General features: G+C 51.2%; 20 protein-coding genes. 8 read left to right on the top strand and 12 right to left on the bottom strand.

What is annotated here, in order from left to right; all coding sequences use genetic code 11:
• The first annotated feature begins 1 nt into the window (after position 1).
• From SH302x_RS11585 to SH302x_RS11595, 3 genes are all read left to right on the top strand, one after another.
• On the top strand, positions 2-2,422 hold the full coding sequence (locus SH302x_RS11585; protein WP_479368849.1) for a DUF5682 family protein: 2,421 nt from the start codon (positions 2-4) through the stop codon (positions 2,420-2,422).
• Positions 2,419-3,645 (top strand): VWA domain-containing protein, encoded by a 1,227-nt coding sequence (locus SH302x_RS11590; protein WP_479368850.1) that lies wholly within the window; start codon positions 2,419-2,421, stop codon positions 3,643-3,645. The genes SH302x_RS11585 and SH302x_RS11590 overlap by 4 nt, the downstream gene beginning before the upstream one ends.
• Before the next feature lie 116 nt (positions 3,646-3,761).
• Complete coding sequence (locus SH302x_RS11595; protein ID WP_479368851.1) at positions 3,762-4,652, top strand: M28 family peptidase; 891 nt, start codon at positions 3,762-3,764, stop codon at positions 4,650-4,652.
• A 160-nt stretch (positions 4,653-4,812) separates the two neighbouring features.
• Here SH302x_RS11595 and SH302x_RS11600 read toward each other — a convergent pair whose 3' ends face one another.
• From SH302x_RS11600 to SH302x_RS11635, 8 genes are all read right to left on the bottom strand, one after another.
• Positions 4,813-5,919, bottom strand: a complete 1,107-nt coding sequence (locus SH302x_RS11600) for an AAA family ATPase (protein ID WP_479368852.1) — start codon at positions 5,917-5,919, stop codon at positions 4,813-4,815.
• On the bottom strand, positions 5,916-6,653 hold the full coding sequence (locus SH302x_RS11605) for an RNA ligase family protein (protein ID WP_479368853.1): 738 nt from the start codon (positions 6,651-6,653) through the stop codon (positions 5,916-5,918). The genes SH302x_RS11600 and SH302x_RS11605 overlap by 4 nt, the downstream gene beginning before the upstream one ends.
• 394 nt (positions 6,654-7,047) lie before the next feature.
• A complete protein-coding gene (locus SH302x_RS11610) occupies positions 7,048-8,148 on the bottom strand; it encodes a hypothetical protein (protein ID WP_479368854.1) in 1,101 nt (366 codons plus the stop codon).
• Positions 8,145-9,941 (bottom strand): HSP90 family protein, encoded by a 1,797-nt coding sequence (locus SH302x_RS11615; protein ID WP_479368855.1) that lies wholly within the window; start codon positions 9,939-9,941, stop codon positions 8,145-8,147. Before SH302x_RS11615 ends, SH302x_RS11610 begins: the two co-directional genes overlap by 4 nt.
• 160 nt (positions 9,942-10,101) lie before the next feature.
• The gene (locus SH302x_RS11620; RefSeq protein WP_479368856.1) at positions 10,102-11,007 is read right to left on the bottom strand and encodes a CPBP family intramembrane glutamic endopeptidase; all 906 of its coding nucleotides are present in this window, start codon (positions 11,005-11,007) and stop codon (positions 10,102-10,104) included.
• Positions 11,008-11,059: 52 nt separating this feature from the next.
• Positions 11,060-11,518, bottom strand: a complete 459-nt coding sequence (locus SH302x_RS11625; RefSeq protein ID WP_479368857.1) for a hypothetical protein — start codon at positions 11,516-11,518, stop codon at positions 11,060-11,062.
• 18 nt (positions 11,519-11,536) lie between these two features.
• A complete protein-coding gene (locus SH302x_RS11630; RefSeq protein ID WP_479368858.1) occupies positions 11,537-11,947 on the bottom strand; it encodes a VOC family protein in 411 nt (136 codons plus the stop codon).
• 144 nt (positions 11,948-12,091) lie between these two features.
• Complete coding sequence (locus SH302x_RS11635) at positions 12,092-12,523, bottom strand: hypothetical protein (protein WP_479368859.1); 432 nt, start codon at positions 12,521-12,523, stop codon at positions 12,092-12,094.
• A gap of 392 nt (positions 12,524-12,915) precedes the next feature.
• Here SH302x_RS11635 and SH302x_RS11640 point away from each other — a divergent pair, with 392 nt between their 5' ends.
• Complete coding sequence (locus SH302x_RS11640; protein ID WP_479368860.1) at positions 12,916-13,122, top strand: hypothetical protein; 207 nt, start codon at positions 12,916-12,918, stop codon at positions 13,120-13,122.
• A gap of 561 nt (positions 13,123-13,683) precedes the next feature.
• On the opposite strand, the gene SH302x_RS11645 is transcribed toward SH302x_RS11640, so the two are convergent.
• A complete protein-coding gene (locus SH302x_RS11645; RefSeq protein ID WP_479368861.1) occupies positions 13,684-13,986 on the bottom strand; it encodes a hypothetical protein in 303 nt (100 codons plus the stop codon).
• A gap of 1,848 nt (positions 13,987-15,834) precedes the next feature.
• Between SH302x_RS11645 and SH302x_RS11650 the strand changes: the two genes are divergently transcribed.
• Positions 15,835-16,992 (top strand): hypothetical protein, encoded by a 1,158-nt coding sequence (locus SH302x_RS11650; RefSeq protein WP_479368862.1) that lies wholly within the window; start codon positions 15,835-15,837, stop codon positions 16,990-16,992.
• A 236-nt stretch (positions 16,993-17,228) separates the two neighbouring features.
• Here SH302x_RS11650 and istB read toward each other — a convergent pair whose 3' ends face one another.
• Positions 17,229-18,074, bottom strand: coding sequence for an IS21-like element helper ATPase IstB (gene istB / locus SH302x_RS11655; protein WP_479363697.1), 846 nt, complete (start codon positions 18,072-18,074; stop codon positions 17,229-17,231).
• Positions 18,071-19,288, bottom strand: a complete 1,218-nt coding sequence (gene istA / locus SH302x_RS11660; protein WP_479363699.1) for an IS21 family transposase — start codon at positions 19,286-19,288, stop codon at positions 18,071-18,073. The genes istB and istA overlap by 4 nt, the downstream gene beginning before the upstream one ends.
• 362 nt (positions 19,289-19,650) lie before the next feature.
• On the opposite strand from istA, the gene SH302x_RS11665 reads away from it, so the two are divergent.
• Positions 19,651-19,950 carry a type I-G CRISPR-associated protein, Cas3-extension family gene (locus tag SH302x_RS11665; RefSeq protein WP_479368863.1) on the top strand — a complete coding sequence of 100 codons (300 nt, stop codon included), beginning with the start codon at positions 19,651-19,653 and terminating at the stop codon, positions 19,948-19,950.
• A 272-nt stretch (positions 19,951-20,222) separates the two neighbouring features.
• Here SH302x_RS11665 and SH302x_RS11670 read toward each other — a convergent pair whose 3' ends face one another.
• Entirely contained in the window at positions 20,223-21,920 is a 1,698-nt protein-coding gene (locus SH302x_RS11670; protein WP_479368864.1) for a hypothetical protein, read from the bottom strand.
• Between the two features lie 1,249 nt (positions 21,921-23,169).
• On the opposite strand from SH302x_RS11670, the gene SH302x_RS11675 reads away from it, so the two are divergent.
• The gene (locus tag SH302x_RS11675) at positions 23,170-23,886 is read left to right on the top strand and encodes a hypothetical protein (RefSeq protein WP_479368865.1); all 717 of its coding nucleotides are present in this window, start codon (positions 23,170-23,172) and stop codon (positions 23,884-23,886) included.
• Positions 23,887-23,955: 69 nt separating this feature from the next.
• Positions 23,956-25,959 carry a flotillin family protein gene (locus SH302x_RS11680; RefSeq protein WP_479368866.1) on the top strand — a complete coding sequence of 668 codons (2,004 nt, stop codon included), beginning with the start codon at positions 23,956-23,958 and terminating at the stop codon, positions 25,957-25,959.
• Positions 25,960-25,965 lie beyond the last annotated feature (6 nt).

A 25,965-nucleotide genomic window follows, 5' to 3' on the forward strand; every position in this document is an offset into this window, starting at 1 on the left:
CATGAGCTGGTCAATCGATGTGTTTGGCGTACGGCACTTGTCTCCCATGGGAGCATGGCACCTAGTGCAGTTTCTGGAGGAAAAGCGGCCCGATCTCATTCTGATCGAAGGTCTAGACGATGCTACGGACTTGATTCCAGATATAAGTCGCCAAGAAACCCGACCGCCAATTGCCATCTTGGCCTATACCGCCGATTTGCCTGTGCGAACCATCGTCTATCCTTTTGCAACTTACAGTCCCGAATATCAAGCGATCCAGTGGGGGCATGATCACGATGTCGCCGTCGAATTTTTTGACTTGCCGTCGTCAATCTTCCTAGGGCTTTATGATCGCGAACAGCAACAGATCGAAGCTGAGATCGTTCGACGACGTACGGAAACCTTTTCGGAATCCGACGCGGGGAAGTCTGATGAAGGTTGTAGCTTGCCCGAGACCAATGCCGATTCTTGGTTCGATCGCGATGAGTCGAGTTCGTCTGTGCGGCCACAAGTCACCTCGTCACATACACCCGAGCCGCCTCGTTCACTATTTGTTCAGATCGCCGATCGCGCGGGCGAGCGCGATTACGATACTTACTGGGAACGCAATTTCGAACATACACTCGGCTTAGGCACCTATCGCCATACAGCATTCCAACTTGGCGAGACCATCCGAGAACTTGAGGAAGATTCCCCCAAGTGGCGAGCCGAGAATCTCGTACGCGAAGCGTACATGCGTCGGCGTGTTGAGCAGTGCATCGCTCGTGGGATCAAGCCGGAGAAGATTGTGGCCGTTGTAGGAGCTTTTCATGCCAGTGTGTTAAGCGGCCAGCATCCGGCGATGTCCGATGCCGAGTTAACTCTGCTGCCTCGGCGTGAGAGCAAGCTGACGTTGATGCCATATTCGTATTACAAGCTCTCGTCGCAATCCGGATATGGTGCTGGGAATCATGCGCCTGCTTACTTTGAAATGCTCTGGAGAACGTTGGTCGAAGTGCAGGCGACGGGCGACTTATCGCGTCGTTACATGACTTGCGTAGCGCGAGAGTTGCGATCATCTGGTACGCACCGATCAACTGCGGAAGTCATCGAAGCAGTCCGCCTAGCAGAAACACTTTCGGCACTCAAAGGGGGAACGGCTCCCACTTTAAGCGATCTGCGCGACGCAGCCATTACCTTGCTTGGCCATGGAGAGCCCGCAACGGTTCGCGAGTCGTTAGCCAAGGTGGATGTTGGTACCGATATCGGGCAATTGCCCAGGGGAGTAAGCCAGACGTCGATTCAAGAGGACTTTGAACGCGAGCTGCGAACACTAAAGCTTGAGAAGTATCGCAAGACTATCGCAGAAATGCTCGACTTGGATCTGCGTGAGAATCGCCGCGTGCAATCTCGAGAAGCTGCCTTTCTTGATCTACATCGCTCCAGCTTCTTTCATCGCCTGCGCGTACTGAAGATTCCTTTTGCAATGCCGGAATCGATTCGCCAGGACAGTGCGACGTGGGCTGAGCGCTGGCGCTTGCAGTGGAGTCCCGAAAGTGAGATTGCGCTGGTGGAAGCGGTGTTGCTGGGAGAAACCGTCGAGCTAGCCACAGCCTACAAGATCAATAGCTTATTGAATGAATGTGAACGCATTCCTGATGCTTCAACGTTGGTCGGGGATGCTTGTCAATGTAATTTGATCGATTCCATGAATCAAGCTCGACGGAGATTGCAAGAATTGGCTGTTCACAGTCGCGATTTCGCTTTGCTGGCTTTTGCCGTTCATAACTTGAGTTCGGCGGTGCGTTATGGAGATGTCAGGCAGATTGATGCTCGACCATTACTCCCTTTAGTGCAAGAACTGTTCGCTCAAGCCACCTTGAATCTTATTTCTTCGTCGACTTGCGATGACAAAACGGCACCTCAATTGACTCGAGCCATAGACCTGATGAATCGGGTGGCTCTGGAGCTGCACGATCTTATTGAGGAGAGGCTTTGGATTACTGAATTGAGGAAGCTCTCGGATGCTGACGATCGAAATCCGATCTTATCAGGCTATGCGTGTGCTTTGCTATTGGAACGTGGGGAACTGGATAGCGACAATCTGTCGCGGGAAGTATCGCGGCGGTTATCACCTGGCATTGCGGCCGATTTGGGTGCGGGATGGTTTGAGGGGTTAGCCCAACGAAATCGATATTCGTTGCTGGCGAGGCAATCGCTGTGGGAACAGTTGGCCCAGTACATTGCAGAGCTCGAAGAAGATCAGTTTCGCCGAGCGGTCGTTTTCTTGAGACGTGCATTCGGCAGTTTCTCGGCTCGTGAGAAGCGCACGATTGCCGAAAACTTGGGCGAGATTTGGGGCATGAATACAGATACTACTGCCGAACTCCTAGAGAAGTCGCTGTCGGAGACGGAGGAAACGAAGTTAGCTGAACTTGATGAATTTGGATTCGATGATCTATGACGACGATGAAGTTTACTGCCGAACAGGCCGCTCGCTGGCGACTCATCCTAGGCAAACAAGCCGAGGAATCACTGCCCGGCTTCAGCGCAGCTTCGTGCGCACTCAGCGCCGATCAACAGGAGATGGATGAAGCACTTGAAGCCATCTATGGTGGCGAATCGGACGAGGAGATTTCCAAAGACGAATGGTTGCGCAAAGAGCATGGTATGCCCCATGGCTCTGCCAAGGGACGATCCAAGCCGCGCGTGGCCCGATGGCTCGATCAAGTGCGCAACTTCTTTCCAAAAGACATAGTGGTATTGTTGCAGCATGATGCTATCGAACGTAAAGGGATGAAGGAGCTATTGTTCGAACCGGAGATCATGGCCAACGTCGAACCATCGATCGACTTGGCAAGTGCCGTCTTGGAGCTTAAGCATTTGGTGCCTGAAAAAGCCAAAGACGCCGCTCGTGATCTCGTGCGACGTGTTGTCGAAGAGTTGCGAAAGAAACTTGAGTCGAGATTTGCTGCGGCAATTCGCGGCTCTATCGACCGCAATCAGCATTCCCCATTTCGATCGATGGCCAACCTCGATTGGCCCCGCACGATTCGTCGAAACTTGAAGAACTACAATCAGGACTTGAAGACCATTATTCCAGTCGACATTTCGTTCTTCATGCGAAAACGCCGGCAAAATGATTGGAATGTAATTATCGCCATGGACCAGTCGGGCTCTATGCACTCGTCGCTGATCTATGGCGGAGTCATGGGAGCGATTCTGGCGAGCATGCCCGCGGTTGAAACGCATGTGGTCGCATTCAATCATGAAGATGTTGTCGATCTTACCGAGTTATGCCACGATCCCGTCGACTTGTTGTTTGGAGTGCAACTGGGTGGTGCCGAAGATTATTGGAAGGCGACTTCGTACTGCGAACGCTTTATGCATACTCCGTCGAAAACGCTTTATATCTTGTTGGCCGACTTGCACGATACAAGTCCCAACGAAAGTCGTTTCGTCAAAAAAATGGAGTATCTGCTCGAGAGTGGTATTAAAGCCGTAACGTTGCTCGCAATCAGTGATTCGGGCAAACCCTCTCACAACGAAAATTTAGCCAACAAGCTTGCGAAGCTTGGCATGCCCTGTTTCGGCTGCATTCCTGATCGTCTACCGGATCTATTAGCTGAAGTACTAAGAGGAAACTCACTGGCCGAGTTCGCCACGCAAGCGTCCGACAAACGATAAAAACTTACTTGTTTTGTAAATAGCTCAATGCTCTTGCAAGATTGGTTATGCCTAATGGATAACAAACACTGCGAAGAATAAAACAGTACCAGATGCTTCCGTGAATTGAGCCAACCATGAATGGACACCGCGACAAGATCGAAGAAAATCTGCGACTGCATGTCGATCGGCTTGCGGGATTAATCGGTCCACGCACTTTGAGCAAACCTAAAACCATCCAAGCTACGATCGGCTACATCGAAGGCCAGTGGGCCAATATGGGGTACCAACACACTCGCGAGTGCTACGACGCATTGGGCGACGAGGCCACTAATTTGATCGTCGAACGTCTTGGCTCAAAACGATCGAATGAGATTGTCTTGCTCGGTGCCCACTACGACACAGTGTTTAGCACTCCTGGTGCCGATGACAATGCATCCGCAGTGGCGGTCTTGATAGAAGTCAGTCGACTACTCCGCGAGCACAACGGTCGCCGGACTGCACGATATGTCGCTTTCGCATGCGAAGAGCCACCCTACTTCAACCTCGGTTTGATGGGCAGCCAACATCACGCCCTTCTATCGCGCCAACGCGGCGACAAAATAGTTGGCATGTTATGCTTGGAAATGGTCGGGTACTACAGCCTGCTCAAAGGCTCCCAAAGTATTCCGCCTGGGATTCCACAGTTTCTGCATCGCTTCTTCCCGCAACGTGGCAATTTCCTTGCCGCCGTCGGCAACATGCCGTCGTGGAAACTATGTTGGCAGTTCCGTCGAGGTTTCAAACGCGGCACCCGGCGGATGCCACTGTTCTCAATTTGCTTGCCCGAAAAGATCAACGAAATTCGACTCAGCGACAACAGTTCGTTCTGGGACCAAGGCTATCCCGCTTTGATGCTGACCGACACCAGTTTCCTTCGCAATCCGAACTACCACCAAGCAACCGACACGCCTGAAACGCTCGACTACTCTCGTATGACCGAAATCACACTAGGGGTCGCGTCTGCCATACGCAAACTACTCGGTTAAAGTGAAGCAATCAAGTTCAGAAACCGTTCGGAAAAAACTTTTGGATTCCACCATGCCGCTGACAAAGGCTTTATGAAACTTTGGTTTGCGACGAACACAATTTGGCTAGGCAGGGTTCTGCGTTCGCGCAGAAGTTGACGGTTTAAAGCAACGAACGCGATTAAATCAATAAAACCTGATGAGCCTCCAGGGAACTCGGCGGCTCGACTTTAGATGCAAGCTTTCGGATGACGCTTTCTGGAACGGATTCATCTCGATCACGGTTCTGCTTGAGCAAGCATTTCCACGGCGGTTCGGTATAGACCAGTTCTACCCTGGCCTTGTAATCGTCGAAAAGTAAAAGCCATCGGCTACGTGTTTGGCCCATCAAATTCGTTGCGTTAAACGCGAATGACGTGCCGGTGCGAAGATATTGACGACAGCGCTCGGTAGCGATTTGGATAACTCTGCCTTGGTCATCCGTCGGATCGACCTTCATTTCCACGCGGATGCTGTCTAGAGACACTACGGGCAGATCCTGCCGATGTGTTGCCAGCCAGGTATCTTTACCACTGCCGGGAAGTCCGGACATCATTGTAACTTGGCATGAAAAATTGTCGTGCGGAACGTAGTGCAGATTGGGTTCGGCTTGGCGGAAGTATTCAAGTCGTGCATGGTCTGTTGTGAACGGATAGGGTGCGTCAAAGCAACGAATTTCCTCGGCAAGGATCTTGTAACAATGGAGGTTGTCTTCGGGGCGGTTCATCGTGTCGGTGTGCCGACCGCGAGTGTCGGCCAGCGCGAACAAGTACAGCAATCGGTTCTCGCTCAACCAAGACAAACGAACCACTTCTCGAGTCGTGTCTTCTCGCTCCAGCACAAACGCTGGCCGACCGTGGTTGCGAACCAGCGCACAGATTCGCTCGCGTTCTCCAAGTGGACACTCCAGTTCTCGAAGCACACTACGAACCAACTTTTCACCCTTCACGGCATGATTCGGCGAACGCACATGCCCGGTTTCGGGATCTAAGACCGTCGTCAATGGCTTAGCGGAATCGTGGAACAGCGCCGTGAGCAGCAAGGCTCGCCGGTCGACTTCAGCCAGCGAATCCCACTCATCGAGCCGCGTCAATTCACTGCAAACCATCCTGGTGTGCGTCCACACGTCCCCCTCAGCATGCCATAGTGCGTCTTGCTGGCAAGCCGCCATCGCTCGAGCCCAAGGCTGCGTTTCTGCCCACGCGATAATCGCGTCGTGGCTCTCTCGTGTCAACTCGTCCCAGTTCATTGCCAAATGTCCGCGTCATTAACTAATTCGTTCGGTGTCATCACTTGCTGCTGCCAATGTGTACTTTGCTTAATCTTCTCGACAAACTCCGGCCGCACGATCTTGGCTCGCCCAGTCACTTGTGTCTCGTTTTCAGTACGAAGATACAGCCCCTCAGCCAGATCATCTTGCTGGCCGGTGACCGGATTATCGAACTCGGCGCCGAACACCGACGGCCGAATCAATCCCTCCAACTCCGACCTTTTCAGTATCCCACGATGCACGATTGGAACCGACTCGATCCCGGTGCCGTCGAGCAGTTGCATTCGTCGCTCAAGCGTCAGGAAGACGTCCGCATGCTTGTCGTAGACATCAAACTCAAAGAAGTAGTGCGGCAAAGTCCGGTAGTGGATCGAATGCTTCGCATACATCCACTCGCCGTACAGAATAAACCGCTCCTCGAGCCGTTTTTCTAATATATCACGCTTGACCGTCGCCCACTGTTTGAAAAGATCGTACTGGGGGTGCATGCCCTCCGTGATCAGATGCCCTCGACACTGCAGCATCAACGCGCCACCGGCAAAATGGATACCCACGTTTGTTCCATCGATCTTCTCTTCGACAATCAACGACGCATCGGCCAGAAATTGAACCGATTCCCGCTCGCCGAGATGTTTGTCGTCGGAAGTCCCACGCGAACCAAACAGATGCGGTGTCCGCGGATACTTCACAAAATCCCCCCGCGAAGCGCCCATGATTGTTCTCCAGTCTACATTGAATAAAAAGAACCTACCGGAAACCATTCTCGACATATTGGTGTCAATTGGCTGTCAGTTTGCGTTTGAAACAGTACACAACCAATCACGGTGTGGGTCAAAAAAGTTAAGATCGTTATAGGCATGGACGCTTGGTTTCTGGCTACACAAGATTGTGAGCAATATACCACCGGTACTCGAAGCCGAAATGACGCCCGCCGTTAAAGCCTTCATGATCTGATTGCTTGAAGAAATTGACTCACTTACCCAACAAGTAAATACTCTCATACAAAAAGTTCAGCTACTTACCCCTCGCAATTCTTCGCTTCCGCCTAGCTCCGAGGATTCGCGCGCCAAGCCCACACGTCCGAAAAACAAGGTACCCAACGCGACGTCAAGCTTGGGAACTGCCGCCAATCTTCGCGATTTGACGACTGTCGTCGATCAATTGGTCGTAGCGGGAATTTCCGTTTCGTTGATTGAAACGTTCAGCAAGCTTGGCTGTTTCCGTTTGAAACCAGTGAGCTAATTCCGCGAGATCGTAGGTATCATCTTCGCGATGGCATGCAAGCTCGACGGGTACCTTGATCTTCTTCTTGCCTTGCTTTTCTTTGCTGTATGCCTCTAGCAAGAGTGCTACTGCCAGAAAAAATCGAAACTTCAATTCTCCAGCAACTGATTCGGAAGCCCAAGGCAGATGCTTCACCGCTCGACGCATGCCTCTATCCAAATCGCGGTTTCGTACTGATATCAGCAACAGATCGCCGATGGTTCCTAGATACTTGCGCTCACCCTTGATTTGGCCGTAGCCTTTTTCGGCTCTTGCGATGGCAGCCTCCTCTTGTCCCAAGCGCACCATCGATTTTACGATATGTCCATTCGTGAACTGGGGAACTTCGCCACACCTCATCTTCCCAGCGATCACCGGTTCCGCAAATTTCAATGCTTGTTCATCAGAATGAATGCGCGTGAGCAATTCGATTTGGCGATCTCGCTCGCAGGCCAAACAATCAGACATGCTATCGCGTTTCATTGCCAAGTACTTTTCCTGATAATCCATCGCTTGATCGTAGTCTCCCATACGCATCAAATTCCACGAGCGATAATAGTGCGCGGTTCGTTCCGAGCAGTTCATGCCTGCCAGCCGCTTCGCCATATCTTCTTGCAAGCGTACGATCTGTTCCCGTGAGACAGTGTCAAAAATAGGAATCAGCTCCAGCACGACCTTGTACTGCCAAATCAGCCCGTGCGGATCATCAAGTTCTTGGTTTTTGTCGAACTGAGCCAAGCACCAAGAAAAGCTGACGATTCCTTTCTCAGGAAACCCTTGTTCGCAAGCCGACGCGACATATTCTCGCCGAACTTCGTAGGCGATATCAATGTCGTTGTTTGAGTCGGCCAAACGAATCAATTCTTCATAGAACGCCAACTGTTCACGTGGACCAGCGGCGTTATAAATCGCTTGATATAGTCGACGATATTCTGCTTCCATCATAGGTCCCTGATAAAGTAGTCAATCAGCCCCGATAAGCCATTGCTTAATATTAGTCGTTCGTCTGCCGACAGCGGATAGTGCCCTAATAACAATGACTGTAAGTACGTGATTTCGATAATCTGCTTGAGCAGCTTCTGGTCGTGCAACTTCGAGAGCTTTTGAATAAGCCCATTGTTAAAATTCAGCACCAGTTGTGCATACGCGTCACCTTTTACTGCCGCTGAAACGCTCTCCAAAATACCACTCCACATTTCGTCAGCTACCTCCGTTGACTGATCAACGTAGCGGAAGAATCTGGCTGATTCGTTCGTGGTATACAGCGTTGGTAGTTCGATCGGCACAAAGCGTCTGACTTCAACTCGACATTTGTATTTCTGAAGCACCAAGTCCGCAAGCTTCACTAAGTCGAAGACCTGTTGACTCTCCTCAAAGGTCAGCTCTTTAAACTCCTTCACTAAATCATCGGCTTCGATGGGTTTGACATTTCGGTCAAGGAACTCAATGGCCACTCGATCGAGCAAATCCGAATCGTAAGTGTATCCACCGTTGAACAAGCAAAGGTTCTGAGCGCTAGCTACGCTGGAAATCTGGCGGAATTGATCAAGATCCTTCACATAGCGCAGCGAACTGTGTGTTCGAAAGTACTCTTCCAGCGTCGTTGTTCCATGGGATGTCTCAAACGGAAGCCATCGTATGAATAATCGAAAGAACTCTTCATCCTGAACGGCCAGCGATTTTATTGGCAAGTAGTGCAGTTGGATGACCTTATCCAATCTCGGCCGATCGAATTCTGCTAAGTTCGTCAGGTAGCTTTTCAGTTGACTTCCGATTTCACGTTGAGCGTCCAGCAGCGCGTCGTCGCTGTAGAAGGCATCTCTAGCTGCGTTAGGACGTAGCCGATTTGAGTTGACCACGCAACGAACAAAGAATGCCCACTCAGGGAGAAGGCCATCCATCGACTCCGACAGCAACATGTTTTTCAAATAAACTCGATGCGATTGACGTGTTGCAGGATTGACTGCGTGCGGCAAAATAAACGCAACGCCATCTAATTCGCCCGACTGGCTGCAGAAACCGACCGCATCCAGAAAGTCTACTCCAAAAACCGCACGACCGTATTCCAACCAGTTTGATTTCCGTTCCGACTCACTCGCAAATTTTTGACGCCATGGCGCAACTTCATTGATCTCATCAATCTGCTCTCCAATTTGGAACGTGATGACATACGGCAAATGATTGCCGAAGTGCTGTACCAACTGCCGTACACGCTCCGGTTCGAAATATTCCGCCTTCCCCTGCTTGGGTTGCAAGTAGACTCGAGTTCCCGGAGGAAGCTTTGAATCCAACTTGCGAATTGAGTAGGTACCGTTTGATCGACCCGTCCATTGCAGCGTCGGTGAATCCTGGTCAATGGATTGGGTGATTACGGTGATACTATCCGCGACAACAAACGCCGACAGCAGCCCAATACCAAACTGACCAATAAAGTCGTCACGTGAAAACTCGCCAGACTTGGAAGACTGACCGATGGTTGCAAGAAACTGATGAATCTCGGTCTCGGTCAATCCAATACCGTCCTCTTCGACCGTGATCGTGTTGTCCTGATCGTTTTGCACCACCTCAATGCGAATCTTTCCGACAAATTCGGGGTCATGTTGCCGACGCGCCGTGATCGCATCTACAGCATTTTGAAGCAGCTCCCGCACGAATACTTCCGGTCCAGAATACAAATGATCGGACAACAGGCGAATGACGCCATTGAGGTTGACTTGAAAGTTTTGTTCTGAGCTCATGCCAGTTTGATGCTTACGTTGAAATTGTTTTTATGAATCGCTAGAAGGCAACATACCAGCGGTGCATTAAAAACTAGGTTCCGGAGAGTAACGGGCAGCCTTCCAGGCAGGTGCCGATAGTATACCGTAGCTTGACATGCCAAGTAATCCACCATCCGCTTCAGTTCAGATTTCGCTTATCGCTTGGCAACGCGAGCGAACTATCCTGTGCAGAGTCACTTGTAAATCGTCGAGTGTAGTTCGCTTGCACCCAAGTCCTGGTGACAACGGCGATCAGCAGCAGTAGCAGAACGGAGCCGCCGATCGACTCAACGTTCGTAATGAGAAAAAGAAACGACGTATTGATGCCTTGATGATAAATCATCGCCACCAACAGATTGTGCCTTGATAGCAGAAAGTAGCTATCGATCAGCAGCGAATGTCCTACAAGGGCAAGGAACATGTGCACATTCAATTCGACCCCCAAGACAGCGAACAGTGGCAAATGCCAAATCCACCACAGCGTGGCAACCAATCCTGATGCAGTCAAACCGTGCCCTTGCCGTGCGAGTCGATCTAGGATGTATCCTCGCCATCCCGGCTCCTCCCCCAGCGGGCTGCCAATCATTCCAAGTACAAATTGAAGCGGAATCACCGCCAGCAGTCCCCAGCCAAGCTCATCCAGTGGCTCTGGACGCATCACCACTAAATACCCCCCCGAAACAAGTCCTGCGAAAACGGTGCTCAATACGGTGATTGCAATGGGAGTCAACGCAGCCACGAGATACCAATAGACAGAAAGCTCCTTGAATCGAATCTGATTGAAGACCTGCGCAACTAGCGTTGGATAGTTCGATACTCTGCCAATGACAAACAACGACAGCAACGGCGCAAAAGCACCCAGAGACTGACCGATAAACAAGGTGATTACGAAAGGGATGGGAAGCTGCAGTACTTCCAGTTTATGGAGCAATAAAGGCGTCCAGGCAATCCAAGCAATGGCGAACGCAATGAAATAGAACAACACAGGCCTCACTAAAAGTCGGTCGTTCTCGGGAGACAGAGATTCTCCAAACTTATCGTACATGGGACTTGAGTTTCCGCTACGTTCAACCCTCGGTCTGAAATGCAAAGTCTGCCTAACGATTCAAACTCGGATCAGCCATGTTTACATGGCTGTTTTTGATCCGCCAATCACCATAAACCTCGCATTCAGCGGGACCTAGTACCCCGAATAGATCGATTAAGTTCCAAGTCCGCTTAGGAACTAGGATGCACTTTCCAACTCGAACGTCGGTAACATCAACATCCACCTTGGATGGTAAGTACTTTTCGTCGTTCCAATAAAAAATCACGGTGTGCATACGAAATTTCTTGTCGAACGGAGGATACGTGATGGTGAACCTATCTCGCCCATTCTCGTAGTAGCTTTTCTCGGATGTCTCTTGGGTTGCGAAGCAAACATCTCGTCCAAGATATTCCGCAACCATTGCCTGGGCTGAATACGTATGCCAAAACAATACTGCCTGCAATACAAGGAAGAAAGCAAGCACAGTGATTGTCAGTATTGTACCAAATCTCAGTAGTCGACGCTTCATGATGGCATAGCCCTGCCTTTATGACATTGCAGTGCACAGTTCTACCAAGCAACCATCCATGTCTCGCACGTAGGCCACCGTCTGGCCCCAAGGTTTCGTTTCGGGAGCGCTGACTTGAGTTGCTCCAGCTTCGATTGCTCGGGCGTAAGACGCCGAGACGTCCGCGGTCACGAGTGCGATCTCGAAACCAAGCGGTGCTTTGTCAGGTGATGCCACAACAATTTCCTGGTTCAAGTGACTCTTGGCCAGTTCGACACTCGCGAAGGCAAGTCGAACTGATCCGGTCTCCAACTCGCCATAGGCCTTACCACCCTCCTCGCTGAGAAAACGCGTAGTTAGACCGAATGCACGCTCGTAGAAGGCGAGCGTTGCTTTCACATCATTGACGTACAAAATCACATAACCAAGCGACACGTCTGGTGCAGCCATTTCCTTCTCCAATCAGTCCTGAAACTGTGCTCCGCGAGTCGAATGTGACGACCACGTTCACACTCGACGAAATCTTGCGGGCCTGCATACGCACCTAATTTTCGCCCAGGACTTCAGGAAAGCAAGGCCGGGTACTTCGGCCTATCAAAAGTCACTTGACCAGATGTAGGCTCGACCTGTTGACTTATCATAGGCAATATGCTCCGTCTGATCTCGATCGGCAGGATTGATCCATTCGTATAGGTACCCATCTTCTACATTGACGGACGCTTCGTCGTTACTGTCCTCCGAGTGCTTGTTGTATCGATAAACGATGAACGCCGATTTCGCGCTCTTTGAGACTTTTGTCTGCGTCTCAATCCATTTCAAGAAGGCATCTTCCGATATGCTGAACTCGACGTAGGAGTTTGGGTTTCTGATACCTGGATTAATTGCAAACGCTACAGCAGTAGACTCAACTGGAAGCTGCCACTTCTTTACGTCGCTTGCCGACACATCATATCCCACTTCCCTACTGCAGCCACCTAGCATGATAAGCATGATGCTGAGCACAAATCGCAGCTTCAAAGTTTTCACGAAAGTCAATGCCTCACATAACTTGCCGTTTGCTCCGGCTGACATCCGGCTGGTGCCTAGCTTGAAAACACTACCAATCCCTTGGCTCGCGTCGTCCGGTGCACATCAATGTTCTTCGTCTTTACTTGAGCCCATAATCCAGTCTGTGCATACTCGCGCAACAGCACCAGAGAATAGCATCGAGTTGTGCGTATGCATTGTAGCCGAGGACTGCTCGACGTCGCTATGGTGCGTGCATGAAATCGGAACTGACAAGTCAAACCGCCCAGCAATTGTTCGTATCCTACATCCGGCAAGCGATGGTAATCGATATCCTGGCGTGGACATGAGGTACCGATGATCCAGCAGCGGAGCAAATGGCCATCGCATGAATCGAGGTATGAAACGCGTCGATGGCAATGCAGTTAATGGAGGAGCCAACAGAACAATTGGACCACGCCAGCCGGTATTTTCAATTGCGAGCCAAGCTGCAACGCAGCCGAGGCTGTGCGCGACGATTCCATTCGGACGGCGCGCAGTTAGGCTTTCTGAAAGACGGTCGACGATGCAGTCGAGTCCCAAGCCAACGCTTGGGTAGCGAAAAAGTGTCGCGTCAATAGAATCGCGACGCATTCGCCAAAGAAGTGGCCAAAACACATGCGAAGTTACTGCAAAACCATGAACGAGATGGATAGAAGTTTTTTTCAAAGAATTCAGTCGGTGTAGGAAGCGCAACTCGCACTCAAAGGTCAGTTTAGCGCGCGATGGATTGATTGCTATTGAATGCCTTTGAATCCGAATATAACTATGAGCAGGACGCCAAGGACCGCAAATTGGATCGGAAGAAGGCAAATTGTTGCGATGATCAAGCCGACTTTCTGGCTTGCACTTTGTTTGGTTGCGATCGCACCCACAACGCCGATAATTGGCCCCACAATCAACGCAACGTAAATCAACCTTCCGGGTAAGGTTCTCCCCCCGTCAACACGTCAGTGAAAACAAGCAGTGACAAGAGGAATGTACCAAACCCCCACATGCTATATGCAAGTGCAGGTCGGATAGACGATTGCAATCGCAACGGATTCGGAGGCCTTACATTGCTGTCGACTGAACTTGGCGACTGATACGGATTCATCTTGATATAAATTCAGCAGATGTCACGCACAAGAACCATCGTCCCGTTATCCGCCTTCACCAGCGTTTAACTTGGGGCCAGTCAATGCGTCTTTCATCAGCCATGCGAAGACTAGGCCAATTGGCAAGATCGAAATACATGCACCGAGGAAGGACTGTCGCTTCGCATAGTAGTCCCACAATCGCTCCGGATGTCCCGTAGCGCCCGTGACACCATCGAACGCTGCGTTGCTGTAATGTGGAAGCCAATATTGGACAGCGGCCGCAGGAGCAAAATAGTGCCCTCCTTCATAGGCGCAGCCTGACACTAACGCATAGCATGAATGGGCGATGTGGGTTGTACACGTCATGAGAGCGATCAACGAGTAACGCATATGCATTCCGAATTAAACAAGTTTGCGGTTTGAACTTTGAACAAGTCGAATCACCAAGCCAACCTGGGAGCGGGGTGAACGATCGCTTTGCTAACTACAAAACTTTGGCTCCTGCATGTCAAGCGGACTGTTGATTTAATCAGCCGGAACGCGTTAGGGGGCTGTTGATTTAGTGACTGTCGCCTTTCGCTCCGCGAAAGCAGCGTCCGTTAACGCTACTTTTGCGGAGCAGAAGGTGACGATATCTTGCCGAATCGGTGTAAATCATCAGCCTGTTAGCGTCTGGTTCATTCCCGTTAACCGGTGCTAATGCACTGCAGCCAGCAGGGGGGCCGCACCTCGCCTCGTATCAGTATGTCCGACTCGAGCGTTAGTTTTGAATTAGGACCAGTGCACATCGCCATTAAACGTGAATCCATAATCGCACCCATAGTACGCCAACGATAAGCGATCCGAGTAATATTGCCAGCAGTGAGAACCCAAGCACTGCATACATTCGCATGATGCGAAGACAGCGATTGCAGAAGAACTGTCTAGCGACTGGCGAAGCGGGAAACCGCGCCATCAGGCTATAAAACATTAACTTCGATCGTCCTTCGCGATACTCTCCACAACGTTCGCAAGTGCCAATGCTACCTGGCGCAGATGATTCACCCTCGATCACGACTATATATCCTTCCTCATCAAGAATGGTATCGGGAACCACAACGCCATCGATTAGCTATAGTTTCACGATCCGCGTTTCCGGTGCCTAAGTTCGCCGACGTATTGTCTGACCAAAGAATAGAAGGTCACTGCCATCGAAATCCCAGCAATCACTAACAGATGCCAGTGTACTTCATCCACCCTCGTCGTATACCGACCGACGAAAATTAGGCTCAATCCGTAGACAACCCCATAAAACCAAGGATTGCAGATGGCGAGTTTGCGATCGAAAGTAGCCGGAAATCACCATTCCCAAATTCCGCTTGCGCTACGGGAGAGTCCATAAGTTTTCAATCGGAAAATGTGCTCATGTAAGTCGGAGGTCTCGGGTGCGATCAATTTTATAAATTAGTCCGGCGGATCGAACCCGTGCGTTTCGGGTCGTACGACACAACCACCAGCACAGTCTTCTAAAAAGAAAACTTTCCCTCCAGTTGGCCAAGCTAACCTGGGATGTGGATACGGGTGGAACGAGTCGATTAGCTAACTACAAAAATCTGGTACCTGCTGGGTAAGCCAATCGGGAACCGAACCTCGCCTCGTGTCAGCCTTCCCACCGAGAACGTTAGGTTTGCAGTTAGCCAACGAATCTTTGCGCGAACTTCGTTCTCATAGGTGACACGACACGTAAGTACGGCCAACTAGGTTGACGAGCAGAGTAAAACTGCGTTTTGCAAGCTTGTTGAAATTTCTAATCTGTGCGAACCGCAGTGCGATCAGTTCGTTTTGCCGATCAATACGCTAGTCGCATTTTACCGAAAGCGTTCGCCGCCGTGTTGCGTCCCGACGCGGGACAATGGCTCTTTCAAGAAACAGTTTGCAACTCGAATGCCATTACCTTGTAATATACCTCCCGCAGCGGTCGTAGTGTGCAACCGACATTGCTGAAGAAGGTACCAACGTCGATGAAATAGTCGTGTATAGTGGAGACAGTGAGAACGCAGTCCAACCTAGTTAACTGCTAGACGAAGATTTGGATACTAAGACGAAGGCGACCTCTTCACCGCAGTTAAGTTGCAATCAGACAAGAACCCAGCCAAGCGTTATGCTAGAGCAAGCTGTTCAGTTCTTGAACACAAACGATAATCTACTACGCAACCCACGGTGAGCGATAGAAAAATGTCTCGATGCCTGATTATCTGCGTGGTGTTGACAAGTGGTTCGGGTTCCTTGTCAAAAGTAGAGCAAGTTAGCGATCATGCGGACGTCAGCTTGACACCCACTTCGTTTGCCGAGCTTCAATCAAGAACATTCAATGCGATCCCGCATATGCTCGACGAGCACACATTCTCAACAACTGAAACAGCGGAAGGCGGGCAAAGCACCATATTCACCAAATATCGAATTGGGAGAGACAGTGGTTCAATTGGGATTTGGGAATCAAAAATCATCCCACAGACATTCGCCGATGTAGCATACCTTCCTTTGAAGGGCTTGTACCTGGGCATCAAGGAAGTCCGTTTCGGGCCAATGGAAGCCTACTTGCTAGACGCAATTGGTAACCAAAGACAAATCCCCATAACTCATCCGATGGGATCACTTTTAGGAGTTTTCCCACAGTCAAGCGCTTTTGCAATATACGACTATGGAAGGCCTCCAGCGGGCCACAAGCTGACTGTACATCACGTCGGTAAAGACAAAGGAACAGCAGCTAGAGTTACTAAAACCGAGCTAGATGTTTACGCAGGCGGAGGCAACTGGCTGCTTTCCGTGGGCACCTTTGCTGACGAATCAAGAGGTGTTGTTGGATTGGTTTCTATAGATGGATACCCTCGATTGTGGAGGGTTTTGCCATCAGGTTGCGAGCCACTGGAGAAAGTTGCGCTGGATTACGCGTCGCAACTGTCGAAAAAAAATGGCTCAAGCAAAGCGGCCGTGTCGCCAAGGTTTGGATTTATAGCTGTGTTGTTGGATAACTTCTATGACAATGGTGCCAATGGAGCAACCCTCTGCCAGCTAACTGTATGGAGTCTCGAAAGCGGGAAGATAGTCTTGCAGATTCCTGATATTAACAAGGAGAAGGCAAGTTCATTTGAATTCATAGATGACAATCGATTAGTCTTGTTTGGATCAAGAAGTCGCACGATTGTCAACTTGACTGCCGGGGCGGATGGATTGATTGAACTTCCCACAACGATCAGCTTCGATTTCGACGAGACGATGCGGATTTCAGAAAGCTTGTATTTGTTAGTCCAAGGAGCCAGCGGAGGGAAAGCGACGATCCAATTCGATCGATTCGACAACAAGCTTCAAGAAGTAGAAGACAGTGACGAGTGAGTGCGACGGTTTTGAAACTATACCTAGAACCAAGCGTCAATGAGGCCGCGTTCAGTTGAACGCGGAAAGGTGATGTCAACGAGCAGATAAATTTGACCCACTTACGAGCATTTAGTTTTGACCCGGGGTTTTGATAGCGTTGCTTTTCGGGATTGCTCCTGTTCTTCGAGTTTCGTTGTTTTTGCTAGAGGTTATTTGTGCTCGACCAACGCGGGGCGTTTACCGCTCGCGAGCAGTTAGTTGCGATCCGCTTCGGAACAGCTACTGGCTGCTCCGCTCTTGCGCTTTTCCCGCAAGCGATAGCTCTCGCCGCGAATGTTCACCACCGTGCTGCGGTGAAGTAATCGGTCCAACGCCGCACTGGCCATCACTGAATCTTCTGCGAATACACTGGCCCATTCACCGAACGCCTTATTGCTCGTCAAGATGATCGGCTGGTTGCGTTCATAGCGATAACAGATCACTTGAAACAGCAAGCTCGCTTGCACCTTATCCAACTGCAAGTATCCCACTTCATCAATCAGCAACACCTTGGGCTGCATCAGCATGTTCAACTGACGATGCAACTGATTTCGTTCCATCGCCTTGCTCAGCTTACTGGCCAGGTCACTTGCCGATGTAAAGTACACGCGATGTCCCAACTCAGCGACCATCACCGTCAGCGATACTGCGAGCATCGTCTTACCAACTCCGGGTGGGCCCAAGAACACCACGTTACGTCCTTCGCTGATATAACGACAGGTCGCCAGTTCATCGATTAAGCGTTTATCCAGACCTGGCTGCGCCGTGAAGTCGAATTCACTCAATCGCTTGATGAAGGGGAACTTCGCGAACTGAAGGTTCAGTTGCACTCGTTTGCGATGTCGCTCTTTGAGTTCTCCATCAAGCAGATACCCTAAGAAGTGCGTGTATGACCAGTCTTGGGCTGCCGCCCTTTGGCTAGTCGCATCCAGATGCCCCCTAGCGACAGTTAAGCCAAGTAGCTCAAGTGCTTCGCTGGCTCGCTCCTGGTAGACTCTCGCACCGTCGCCTTCAGCGTGTAACTCTGGTGCAGTTCTTTGTTCTGTAATCTTAGTGCTCATGCGCATGCCTCCTCAAAGCTGTTTAAACTGCGAACTTCTACCGACTCATCAAGCTTTACATTGCAGTGCCGCTGGCCCACCACGGGGTGTTGATCCAGCGTGCATCGCCATAACTCTTCGATATGCTGGTCATTGGCCACACTCTGTCCGATACCCTCGGCCAATGGATGTTCGGCAATAATCGTGTCGTTGCACCGAATGATAATCTGCGTGCCTTGCATTTGAAGTTGCACGCATTGACCAATGTATTGCGGTGGCACACTGTATCGCGCACGGTTGTAAGATACGAACGTATCTTTGCTGACCTTGCGTTCGACTCTAATGCTCGACACATATGGCCTATTGGGATCAAGCTGTAGAAGTTGGTCTTTCTCTTGCTTCCAGAGTTGCACAGGCTGTTGACCAGTCGTGCCATGGGTACGTACGTTGGCTGTTTCATCAAGCCATTGCTGACCTTGCAGATTGAGCTCGTCAAGGCCCGTAAACTCGCGAGCGTTGAGGAAGTTGCCTTTGATGTAATCGACCATGCGTTCGACCTTGCCTTTGGTGCGAGGTCTGTAGGGGCGATGCGTTTTGACTTCGAAGCCGTGATGATCAGCGAAGTCCGCGAAAGTGCTGTTAAGTCGACCAGCACCCGAACGCACTTGGGCCATGTTGTCGTAGAGGATCGACTGCGGTACTCCTTGAAAGTACTCGAAGGCTTTCTGGTGACACTCGATGAGCGTGGGAATCTTCATGCTCGTTGTAAAGCGAATGAACATCTGCCGTGAGTAGCTCAAGACAATCACAAAGACGTAGATGTTGATGAGCTTACCGGTGGCGTCAGGGAATTTGCCCACGTGGCCCCAGTCGCATTGAGCTTGCTTGGCAGGCGGCGTTTCGAAACGCACGGTGGCAGAGGCAAGCTGCTTGGAGCGAGCCTTCAGCTTATTGATGTAGCGTCGCAAGGAGTGAATCCCACCGCTGTAGCCCATGGCTTCAATTTCTGGGAGTACGCGCGTCGCATCCAGATCGAATTGCTCGACCCGCGAGCGAATATACTCGCAGAAAGGGTCAATCTTTTTTGCTCGTGGCTTTCGCGGTTTGCGAGCATTTGCTGTTTGCAAGGGATGCTCGCCGCGAGCAATTGCGCGGACTGTGTTTCGTGAAAGGTTTGTATCTTTGGCAATAGAGCGAATAGATTGCTTATTGGCCAATCGTGATTTAACATCCATGTATTGATCCACCAAGATCATAGGAATGAAGACCTCCTGTCGAAGTTGCCTGAAACCAAATCAGGCGACCTAGGAAGCCGTGGTAAGCTGGGTGGTCTGGGTCGCCCTAGCTGCTGCGCAGCAGCTAGGGCAAATTCCTTCTCTAATCCCAGCTTGGTGGGTCAATTCCTAATTGCTCGCTACTGGGTCATTTCTTCATGCTCGATGACAGGTGATACTTCAGTGGATAAATTGAGCGGCGATATGGACCGTGGACGTTCGCAAAATCGTTGTCCTCGTTTCGCTGGGATCCATCAGAAAATCGTGAGTACGCTCTCCAGTCGGGGAATCCAAGCTAAGAGGGTTGTCCAACGCCAATCGGCGTGAATCGGCTAGCGTTGGAGGCATTGCCTTTGTATCCAACGATGCCTGGCCCCCGCGGTTTGGAAACGGTAGGCTTCATAAAAGCGTCGAGAGGAAAAGATGCCGAGTTTCGCTGGCCGATTTGGGATATACCAATAACAGTTGATGCGATCCGTTCGCTTTTGACATGTTCATTGCTGTTCGCTGCGGACAACATGACGCAGCAATTACGGGCCATGGGCGTTGCAGCCGTATTCTGCTCGCGGCAAATCAAACCAAATCCGTACTACCGAAATTTTTCGCCAAGCTTCCAAGTGTAGGCAAAGTCTTCCTAGCATATCTAAAACTACTCGCCAACAGCCACGATTGAGTGGTCATGTCTCGAGGTTTGCTGCAGGATAAATCAGAAGTTCAAAGTATGTTCTCGCAAAGGCGCAATGCTCGCCAAGTCTGCGAGTTATTCTACTTTGCGAGCTTCGCGCCTTTGCGTGCAACTCCGTTGTATCATCGTACGTTGCTGCTTTGTCGTCGCTAAGGTTTGCTTGCACTGATCCTTCGCATGCAGTGATCATGCTGCAGATTTACTTGACGATCAAGGCGAGCGTCTCTGCAAATAGACTTCGCCGTCTCTGATGCCGACAAATTCTAGGGCCTGCGCGGGGTTGACGCGGTCACGGTCTATCTCATCGGCAATAAAGAACTTTGGTTCACGCGATTCCTCATTGTTCACAAAAACCGTTGCACTCATCGAGACCGTTAGCACGCCGTCGGAATCAGTCTGCATCGAAGAGCGAATGGAAACGTCGTTACCAGATTGATTGCCTATCAAAATCTCCCTGTCCCTTAGCGGATTACCAAAGACATCAATACAATGTATCCGCAATTGCGGGATCTTTTCCAAAGCGAAATCGCCTAAGTTGATTGGCTCTGCGCCAGGTTCCACTTGGATCGGCCGCTTGATTTGATCAGGTCGCGTATAACCAGTGGTAGATGATCCCATATGAATCAACTGGAGGTTCGCCTTGCCCGGTGAAACATACACGGTGAAAACTCCAGCCTCATCGGTCTCACACCGGGAATACACTCTGGAGCTATCACTGCCGGCCGATACTAATGCTCCTACGACCGGCTTGCGATCGTCTTCTTTGATGATGCGCCCTCGCAGTTCCACGGAACTTACAAGTGGAATGGGCAACTCAAGCAGATCGCCAGTTGGTATTGTCAGGTCTGATGGCATCAAAGGAATGACCTCCTTTTCAAAGCCCCATCGCATGAAGTAAATTGTCAGACGTCCAGCAGCAATGGCTTCAATAGCAAACTCGCCATTCTCGTCAATCTCCACTTGGGCAAAACCCGAATAAGATCGATGGTGATCGCCATCAGGCAAACTTCTGAAAAGGTCCTCTGTTCGCAATGATAACAATGCGCCTTTATATCTTCCCGGTTCTGCTGTTTCCAGCCGACCGTAGATCCCTCCTATGGGAGCCAGTTCTGCGGTCATCTTCTTTTCCATGAGCCCGATGACTTGGTTGCCGTAGGCCGTCGACTTGGTAGCGATACTGCCCATCAAGTTATCGTTGTAAGCACTCCAGGTTACAGTACCTGATGCATTCGTCGTTGTACGAAGCATACCAAGGATCGGCTCGGGAGGCGTGCCCACCATCCCTTGATCTTGGTCTGCCGAAAATGATCCGTTGGGCATGTTGTAATGGAAGGGCTCAATTTCCATTCCGCCTATAGGGACTCCATCGGTATCTACAATAGTGACCTCAACATCGATGGTATCGAGCAACACGATCTTTGCATCGAGCCACTGGTTGCGTTTCCGAAGCTCATGTCCGAACGCGACGGGACGTAGACTGTAACCCGGCTTGTACAGCCATGCATGATACATAGCAGGAAAAGGTACATCTCCCGGAAAGGTGATTGCGTAGTTCCCTTGTGCGTCGGTGCGAGTAACAATCTTTTCGATAGTTCCATCCGACTTGCCAACTTCCGACACAATCAAGCAATCGTCGACGGGCTGTCCATTCTTGTCAACGACAGTGCCAGCCGCTTGGCGAGACGAAGTGTCCTGTTGCGATTCGTGACGTTGCTGCTGTGCAAGCAAGAGGTTGACTGGTAAGCAGCACCACATGAACGCCGCAAGCATGCAACAGATAGCTACCGAAGCTCGCATGGTGTGTAAGGCGAGACTCGCTCTAACCGGTAGCATGAAATGCACGGATATGCTTAAGCGAACATTCTCTGGTTGCAAGTCGAGAAGACTGGACGAAGCGGCACGACTCATGCGTTGGCCTTTAGATGAAGAGTGAGGTAAGCTGTGCGTGTTGGATGAGATTATACATGATAAGCTTCAGGTTGTTGGGCGGTGTTGGCAGTATCCGTTTGTCGTACCGTGTTTGGGTGGTTGATTAGCCGCTAGGGTAACGCCGCGAAATGAGTGTGCCATGGAACTGTAACGCGGCCCGATGGGAACGCGGTTAAACGAAGTTGATGCGAGATGATATGGCGAGTGTGCGTTGTAATGGTGCTCCCTCCCCGGTCGCTCGCGGTACTCGCGACCGACCCTCCCGAATCGGGAGGGTGAAGAAGAAACGCGTACGCCTACGGCTGACGGTTAAACGAAAACGATGCTGGATCAATTGGCGAGTGGGCGTTGTAATGATGCTCCCTCCCCGGTCGATCGCGGTACTCGCGGCCGACCCTCCCGCATCGGGAGGGTGAAGAGGAACGCGTACGCCTACGGCTGACGGTTAAACGAAAACGATGCTGGATCAATTGGCGAGTGGGCGTTGTAATGATGCTCCCTCCCCGGTCGATCGCGGTACTCGCGGCCGACCCTCCCGCATCGGGAGGGTGAAGAGGAACGCGTACGCCTACGGCTGACGGTTAAACGAAAACGATGCTGGATCAATTGGCGAGTGGGCGTTGTAATGGTGCTCCCTCCCCGGTCGCTCTCGGTACTCGCGGCCGACCCTCCCGAACCGGGAGGGTGAAGATGAAACGCGTACGCCTACGGCTGACGGTTAAACGAAAACGATGCGAGATCACATGGCGATTGTGCGTTGTAATGGTGCTCCCTCCCCGGTCGCTCGCGGTACTCGCGGCCGACCCTCCCGAATCGGGAGGGTGAAGAAGAAACGCGTACGCCTACGGCTGACGGTTAAACGAAAACGATGCGAGATCACATGGCGAGTGTGCGTTGTAATGGTGCTCCCTCCCCGGTCGCTCTCGGTACTCGCGGCCGACCCTCCCGAACCGGGAGGGTGAAGATGAAACGCGTACGCCTACGGCTGACGGTTAAACGAAAACGATGCGAGATCACATGGCGAGTGTGCGTTGTAACGATGCCCCCCTCCCCGGTCGCTCGCGGCACTCGCGGCCGACCCTCCCGAACCGGGAGGGTGAAGAAGAACGGAGTGTGCCTACTACCTTGGCGGCTAATCGAAGAGGCCCCGACGACTGACAACAAACCGCTATAATGATCACGGCGTGGAGTTTGATATGCGATAGCACCGCTCAGAAGCGTTATACAAATGAACTTGATTGAATTCCTTTTTAGCGGACCTCTCTTGGTTCCCTCGCTGTTCTTGATTACGGCTACAGTTTGGGGACTGGTGGCTTCGTTTCTTTCGTTCGACTCACACAGTCCAGCAGGTGGGCTGGATGATCTTACAGGCCAACTCCCGCATGGCTCTGCTGTGGATGGCCACATTGGCGATGCGGTTGATCCCAGCTCCATGCACGGTTCCGATCATGGCGGCGTCTTCGCATCGCTCACGCAGTGGCTGAATGTTCGCGAAATGCCGCTGATGTTTTGGCTGGCTACCTTCGCTTTGGTCTGGTGGTGCGTCTCGGTCGCTTGGTGGCTCTTGGTCGATCGCTGGTTTTTAGAGAAGCCCGGCATTCTCTGGTCAAGCGTGTTGATGCTGCGAAATGTGCTGTGTACCCTACCCATGACCAAAGTGGCGACTATCCCAATGAAAGGCTGGGAGACCAGCACTCATTTTGACGCTCGATCACTCGTTGGACGCGAATGCATTATCAGTAGCACAGAGGCGAATCCCAGTTTTGGTCAAGTGAAATTCAAGACCGACGGCGCTCCCCTGCTGCTGGACGTGCGAACCGATGGTAGCTTTCTTGCCCGCGGAGCTCGCGTTTGGATTACGCATTACGATCCTAAACGCCGGATTTATCAAGTTTCACCGATCGAACCGCCAAAGATTTTCCCCCCGGAATCGAATTCGAATTAAACTGATTCCGCAGTTCGCTTCAAAAGTACTTCTATCTTTAACTTACACCACTTGTTTTAGGCCGCGCAGATGGAATTCTTGATCACAGTTATTGTCGGTATCGTGGCGATTATCGCGGTGCTCGCAGGCATCCTCGGAATCGCCAGTCGCTTTTATGAAAAGGTGGGGCCAGACGAAGCGATTGTGCGTACCGGTGGCGGTACCATGAGAGTCACGACTGCTGGCGGTGCGTTCATCTTGCCGATTGTCCATCGTTCGGAACGGATGGATTTGACGCTGAAGAGTTTTGAGATCGCTCGCGAAGGTGCCGAAGGCTTGATCTGCAAGGACAACATCCGTGCCGATATTCGAGTTGCATTCTTTATTCGCATCGACAAGACGGATGACGAGATCAAAGAGGTCGCGCAATCGATCGGTCCGCGTCGGGCCAGTCAAATGGAAACGTTGCGTGAACTGTTCGATGCGAAATTCTCTGAGGCGTTGAAGACAGTGGGCAAGCAGTTTGAGTTTATCGAACTGTACGACAAACGTGAAAAGTTCAAGGAAGAAATCCTCAAAGTGATCGGGACCGACCTAAATGGTTATCGATTGGACGATGCTGCGATTGACTACCTCGAACAAACTCGACTCGAACTTCTGAATCCGAACAACATCTTAGATGCAGAGGGTATCAAGAAGATTACTGAACTGACATCGCTGGAGAAGATCAAGGAAAATTTCTTTACTCGCGAACGTGAGAAGACGCTGAAGAAGCAAGACGTCGAAGCGCAAGAGGCAATCCTTGAACTTGAACGTCAAAGGATCGAAGCGACCGAACGTCAGAAGCGTGAAGTTGCGGAGATCGAAGCTCGCGAGAATGCCGCTGCGGCGAAAGTGCGCGAGGAAAATCGGCTGCAATCAGAACGCGCGAGAATCACGACTGAAGAAGAAATCGGCGTGGCCGAAGAAAACAAGCAACGCCAGATCCTGGTCGCTCAACGTAACAAAGAACGCACCGACGCAGTGGAACAAGAACGCGTCGAGCGAGATCGCGCTTTAGAAGCCACTGAACGAATGCGATTGGTCGGCGTGGCGGATATCGAGAAAGAGAAAGCGATCGAAATCGAGAAACGCAACATTCAAGATGTCATTCGCGAACGAGTGAATGTTGAACGCGCGGTGGTTGAAGAAAAAGAGAAGATCAAAGACACCGAACAGTTTGCTGAAGCGGATCGTCGTCGTAAAGTCGAAGTGACCGCTGCAGAAATGCGAGCCGAACAGGAATTGGTGAAAGAGATCAAGGCGGCTGAAGCATCGAAGAAGGCAGCCGAGTTCGAAGGTGAGAAGGTCAAGATTAAGGCGGAGGCCAATCGCGAAGCAGCCGAACGTAACGCGGCTGCGATGAAGATCGTCGCCGATGCAACTACCGCGGAATATGCCGCTGAGGGACTTGCGAAGGCCCGCGTATTGGAAGCCAATGCCGCCGCGACAGAGAAGCAAGGTTTGGCCGAGGCTCTCGTGCTGAAACAAAAATTCTTGAGCGAAGCCGAAGGGATCTCCGAGAAAGCGTCTGCAATGAAGGAGCTGGACGGCATCGGACGCGAACACGAGGAGTTCAAGCTGCGTTTGGAGAAAGAAAAGCAAATCGAGATGACTGCCATCGCGGCTCAACAACAGATCGCTCAAGGGCAAGCAACCGTGTTGTCGGAAGCACTCAAGTCGGCGAACATCGATATCGTGGGGGGGGATGGCGACTTCTTCCGTCAAATATCGGCAGCCGTTCGTGGTGGCAAGACGCTCGATAGCTTTGTCGGAAACTCGAAAGTCGCATCAGATATCAAGAACACGTTCTTCACTGGCGATCCGGAACAGTTCCGCAATGGTGTGCAGCAGTTGATGGATCAATTTGGTGTCGGTTCAGATGACGTGCGAAATCTGAGTATTGCGGCCTTGGCCGGTAAACTGCTGACCAAAGAATCCTCTGCGCCGCTTCAGCAGAAATTGATCGACCTGCTGAGCACTGCGAGCCGATTGGGGATCACCAATCAAAAACTCTCGGAAGTGATTGCGCCGCAGGATTCGTCAGCCAGTTAACGAGGG

The sequence above is a fragment of the Njordella calcicola genome, from assembly GCF_056494125.1.